Origin of the sequence: Streptomyces marokkonensis (assembly GCF_039539045.1) — a bacterium.
GTDB lineage: Bacteria > Actinomycetota > Actinomycetes > Streptomycetales > Streptomycetaceae > Streptomyces > Streptomyces marokkonensis.
This window is the reverse complement of record NZ_BAABCQ010000285.1, coordinates 1-5,297: the sequence shown is the minus strand read 5'-3', so window position 1 is coordinate 5,297 and position 5,297 is coordinate 1. Positions and strand designations below refer to the sequence as shown.

Here is a 5,297-nt window from a genome sequence, read left to right as displayed (position 1 = left end):
ATGTTGTCTTATTTTATTGGCGCCTGAGCGGGCATCAGCTCGGGGGGCGGGTCATCCGCACTTGCCAACAGCCTTGCGCGCGGTGGCCGGCCGTGTATGCGGAATGACGGAATTTCACCGTCCCTACAAGGGCGCCCGCCCTGTTATCGCCCGAGGGCGCGGCGGAGCCCGTCAGGGACGCCCGTCATCCCCAGGTATGACGCCGGCGTCCGTGGTCCGACCGAAGTCGCCCCCCGGAACCGGAACAGCGGTTGACTACACGGCGCTCCGCGGCCGGGAGGATGGAGACCGTCCCCGAGCACACGCCGTACCGACAGGAGCGCCCTTCCCGTGACCACCGCACCCTCCCCCAGCCTCCGGCCGGGGGGACCCCCGGCCGACCGGTCCACCACCGTGGCCGCACGCGCCACGGAGCTTTCCAAGATCTACGGCCAGGGCGAGACCCAGGTGGTCGCGCTGGACCGGGTCTCCGTCGACTTCCGGCAGGCCGAGTTCACCGCGATCATGGGACCCTCCGGCTCCGGCAAGTCCACGCTGATGCACTGCGTCGCCGGGCTGGACACCTTCTCCTCCGGCTCGGTGCGCATCGGCGACACGGAACTGGGCTCCCTGAAGGACAAGCAGCTGACCAAGCTGCGCCGGGACAAGATCGGCTTCATCTTCCAGGCGTTCAACCTGCTGCCGACGCTGACCGCGCTGGAGAACATCACCCTCCCGATGGACATCGCGGGGCGCAAGCCGGACAAGCAGTGGCTGGACTCCGTGATCCGGATGATCGGCCTGTCCGACCGGCTGGGCCACCGCCCCTCCCAGCTCTCCGGCGGCCAGCAGCAGCGCGTGGCCGTGGCCCGGGCGCTGGCCTCCCGGCCGGAGATCATCTTCGGTGACGAGCCGACCGGAAACCTCGACTCCCGCTCGGGCGCCGAGGTGCTGGGCTTCCTGCGCAACTCGGTACGGGAGCTGGGGCAGACCGTGGTGATGGTGACCCACGACCCGGTGGCCGCCGCCTACGCGGACCGGGTGGTCTTCCTCGCGGACGGACGCGTCGTCGACGAGGTGTACGGGCCGTCGGCCGACTCGGTACTGGATCGGATGAAGCAGTTCGACGCCAAGGGCCGCACCAGCTGACCCGGCCGTCCGGCCCGCCCTGCCCTGCCCGGCCCCGGCCGGCCCCGGCCCGCCCCGCTCCTGACTCGCCCGCACCTCCGACAGAGAAGACCCATGTTCCGTACCGCCTTGCGCAACGTATTCGCGCACAAGGCCAGGTTGTTGATGACCGTGCTCGCCGTGATGCTCGGCGTGGCGTTCGTGTCGGGCACCCTGGTCTTCACCAACACCATCTCCGACGCCCTGCAGAACAGTTCCGCCAAGGGCTTCGACCAGGTAGACGTCGCCGTGACGACCGAGTACCAGGAGGCCGAGGGCGACAAGGTCGGCGAGGTTCCCGAGCTGACCGACGCGCTGCTCGACGACAGCGCGAAGGTTCCCGGCGCGGCCTCCGCCATCGGCGTGGTCACCGGCTTCACCGCCGTCGCCGACAAGGACGGCGACCTGATCGGCGACGGCTGGAGCACGCTGGGCGGCAACTACTGGGGTGCCGAGGACCCCAGGTACCCGCTGACCGACGGGCGGGCACCGAAGGGTGAGGGCGAGATCCTCATCGACTCCAGGACCGCGGAGCGGTCCGGCTACGGCGTCGGTGACACCGTGCGGATGTCCGTCGACGGCCCGGTCATCACGCCTGAGGTCGTTGGCGTCTTCACCACCGACGACGGCGGCGTCGCGGCCGGCGGCAGCCTCACCCTGTTCGACACGGCGACCGCGCAGAAGCTGTTCGGCAAGGCGGGCACGTACGACGAGATCGACGTCAAGGCGAAGGCCGGTGTCACCCAGGCCGCGCTGAAGGCGGAACTGGACAAGGCGCTGCCGAAGGACCTCGTCGAGACCACCACCGGTAAGGAGCTGGCCGACGACCAGGCGGAGATGATCGCCTCGTCGATGAGCGGCATGAAGCAGGGGCTGCTGGTCTTCGCCGGCATCGCGCTGTTCGTCGGCACCTTCATCATCGCCAACACCTTCACGATGCTGGTCGCCCAGCGCACCAAGGAGCTCGCCCTGATGCGGGCGGTCGGTGCCTCCCGTCGGCAGGTCACGCGGTCGGTGCTGATCGAGGCGTTCGTCGTCGGCGTCGTCGCCGCGGTGACCGGCCTGCTCGCGGGCATCGGTATCGGTGCCGGGATGCGGTCCCTGATGGGCTCGATGGGCGAGGTCGTGCCCGACGGGCCGCTGGTCGTCTCCCCCGGCACGATCGTCGCGGCCTTCTCGGTCGGCGTGCTGGTCACCATGCTGGCGGCGTGGCTGCCCGGCCGCCGGGCGGCGAAGATTCCGCCGGTCGCGGCGATGAGCAGCGTGCACGCCAAGGCCACGACGAAGTCGCTGGTACTGCGCAACACGCTGGGCGCGCTGGTCTCGGCCGCCGGCGTCGCGGTCGTCCTCGCCGCTGCGACGATGGAGGGCTCGGACGGGCAGGCCCCGATGGGCATGGGCGCGGTGCTGCTGATCATCGGTGTGTTCATCCTGACGCCGCTGCTCTCCCGCCCGCTGATCGCCGCCGCGGCACCGGTGCTGCGCGTGTTCGGCGTCGCGGGCAAGCTCGCCCGGCAGAACTCGGTGCGCAACCCGCGCCGCACCGCCGCCACCGCCTCCGCGCTGATGATCGGCCTCACCCTGATCACCGGCATGACGGTGATGGCCGGCAGCCTGCAGAAGTCGATCGACAAGATGGCGTCGGCGTCGATCGAGGCCGACTTCGTGGTCTCCATGGCCAACGGCAACTACCTCAGCCCGGACGTCGCCGAGAAGCTCGGCAGGGCCGACGGCATCACCGCCATCAGCCCGCTGCGCAACGCGGAGTCCCGCATCGACGGGGAGACCGAGTACCTCACCGGCGTCAACGGCTCCACGATCGGCGAGCTGACCGACCTGAAGGTCGAGCAGGGTGCCTTCGAGATCGGCGGTACGGACGTCGTCGTGGACGCCGACACCGCCAAGGACCACGGCTGGAAGGCGGGCTCCGCCTTCACCGTCGCCTACGAGGACGGCGAGAAGCAGCGTCTGGAGGTCGCCGGGGTCTACGAGGGCAACAACATGATCCGCGGCATCATGGTCGACCTCGCGAGCGTCACCCCGCACCAGTCGGACCCGGTCGACATGCAGGTGATGGTGAAGATGTCCGACGGGGCCTCCTCGGCCTCGAAGGACAGCCTGGTGGAGGCGCTGGACACCAATCCGGCGATCAAGATCCAGGACAAGCAGGACATCTCCAACGAGATCGCGAAGATGTTCACGCTGATGCTGAACATGCTCTACGGCCTGCTGGCCATGGCGGTGATCGTGGCCGTCCTCGGTGTCATCAACACCCTGGCCATGTCGGTCTTCGAACGCTCGCAGGAGATCGGCATGCTGCGAGCGATCGGCCTGGACCGCAAGGGCATCAAGCGGATGGTCCGCCTGGAGTCCCTGGTGATCTCCCTGTTCGGCGGCGTGCTCGGCATCTGCCTCGGCGTGTTCTTCGGCTGGGCGGCCGGTCAGCTGATGGGGTCGGCTGTGCCGACGTACGAGCTGGTCCTGCCCTGGGCCCGAATGGGTGTCTTCCTCCTGCTGGCCGCCCTCGTGGGCGTCCTGGCGGCGCTGTGGCCGGCCCGCCGGGCGGCGCGCCTGAACATGCTCGACGCCATCAAGGCCGAGTAGGCGGTACGTGTGGACAGGGCCCCGTTCCGTATGGAGCGGGGCCCTTCGCGGTGCGCGCCGAGGCCGGTTCCAAAGACGCGCGCGATGGTCGGTTCCAGGGACGCGCGCGATGGTCGGTTCCGGTGCGCGCGATGGTCAGTTCCAGGTGCGGGCGCGCAGCGGCATCCCGGAGCCTCCCGGCTCGGGGATCCGCACGGCGAGGACCTGGTTGACGCCGATGCGGTTGCGCTCGAAGGCGAGCGCGGAGGCGGCCATGTACAGCTGCCAGACGCGGGCGCGGCCGGGGCTGACCAGGCGGGTGGCCGTCGCCCGGCCGGACTCCAGGTTGGCGACCCAGCGGCGCAGGGTGAGCGCGTAGTGCTCGCGGATCGACTCGACGTCGCGCACCTCGAACCCGGCGCGCTCCAGCTGGGTGACGGTACTGCCGATCGGGGCGAGCTCGCCGTCCGGGAAGACGTAGGCGTCGATGAACTCGTCCACGTTGTAGGCGGACTCGTCCTTCCGGGGGCGGCGGGCGATCTGGTGGTTCAGCAGCCGTCCGCCGGGCTTCAGGAGCCCGAACAGGTCGACGGCGTACTCCAGGTACCGCTCGGCGCCGACGTGCTCGGCCATACCGATGGACGAGACGGCGTCGTACGGCCCGTCGGCGACGTCCCGGTAGTCCTGGACGCGGATCTCCACCCGGTCGGTGAGGCCCTCGTCGGCGACCCGCTTGCGGGCGAACGCGGCCTGCTCCTGGGACAGTGTGACGCCGACGACGCTCACGCCGTGCTCACGGGCCGCGTGGATCGCCATGGAGCCCCAGCCGCAGCCGACGTCGAGGAGACGCTGCCCCGGGCTCAGGCCGAGCTTGCGACTGACCAGTTCGAGCTTGTCGCGCTGGGCGTCCTCCAGGGTGCCGCCCTCGGACGGCGGGGCCGGCCAGTAGGCGCAGGAGTACACCATGGACGGGCCGAGGACGAGCTCGTAGAAGTCGTTGCCGACGTCGTAGTGGTGGCTGATGGCCCGCCTGTCGCTGCGCTTGGTGTGCAGGTGGCGGCGTGCCCGGCGGACCTCCTCCGGCGGCGGGGCGGGCGGCAGCGGCGGCCCGGCCATCCTGACCAGACCGCGTACGGCGGCCCGGGCCTCGGGGTCACGGAGCGCCTCGGCGAGACCCCGGGCGTCCTCGCCGCGCTCCCAGATGAGACCGGCGAGCAGACCGAGGGCGGTGTAGAGGTCGCCGTCCACGTCGAGGTCCCCGGCCACCCAGGCACGGGCCAGGCCCAGTTCGCCCGGCTTGAACAACAGGCGGCGCAGGGCCCTGCGGTTGCGGACGACGAGGGTCGGCGCGCCCGGCGGGCCCGCCTGTGAACCGTCCCAGGCGCGGATACGCACCGGGAGTGGTGTTCCCAGCAACTGTTCGAAGAGGTTCTGCAGCCGCAGCGCGGCGTCAGCCATGGCGTACCTCCGTGACGAGCGATCCCGGATGTCCCACATGAATGTCCGACATGAATGTCCGACACCACGTAAACACCTGGGAGCCCGCCGCACAGTCCCCGGCGCGCGTT

The 5,297-nt window shown here is 70.3% G+C and carries 3 protein-coding genes; 2 read left to right on the top strand and 1 reads right to left on the bottom strand.

Going from position 1 to position 5,297, the window contains the following annotated elements:
* Positions 1-330: 330 nt before the first annotated feature.
* Both ABEA26_RS34750 and ABEA26_RS34745 read left to right on the top strand, forming a co-directional pair.
* A complete protein-coding gene (locus tag ABEA26_RS34750) occupies positions 331-1,128 on the top strand; it encodes an ABC transporter ATP-binding protein (protein WP_345597905.1) in 798 nt (265 codons plus the stop codon).
* A gap of 93 nt (positions 1,129-1,221) precedes the next feature.
* Positions 1,222-3,750 (top strand): ABC transporter permease, encoded by a 2,529-nt coding sequence (locus tag ABEA26_RS34745; RefSeq protein WP_345597904.1) that lies wholly within the window; start codon positions 1,222-1,224, stop codon positions 3,748-3,750.
* Positions 3,751-3,885: 135 nt separating this feature from the next.
* On the opposite strand, the gene ABEA26_RS34740 is transcribed toward ABEA26_RS34745, so the two are convergent.
* Complete coding sequence (locus ABEA26_RS34740; RefSeq protein WP_345597903.1) at positions 3,886-5,187, bottom strand: class I SAM-dependent methyltransferase; 1,302 nt, start codon at positions 5,185-5,187, stop codon at positions 3,886-3,888.
* Positions 5,188-5,297: the final 110 nt, after the last annotated feature.

Bases quoted from the DNA above. Each gene is read 5' to 3' on its own strand.
- ABEA26_RS34740 (WP_345597903.1), bottom strand. From the start codon at position 5,187: ATGGCTGACGCCGCGCTGCGGCTGCAGAACCTCTTCGAACAGTTGCTG.
- ABEA26_RS34745 (WP_345597904.1), top strand. From the start codon at position 1,222: ATGTTCCGTACCGCCTTGCGCAACGTATTCGCGCACAAGGCCAGGTTG.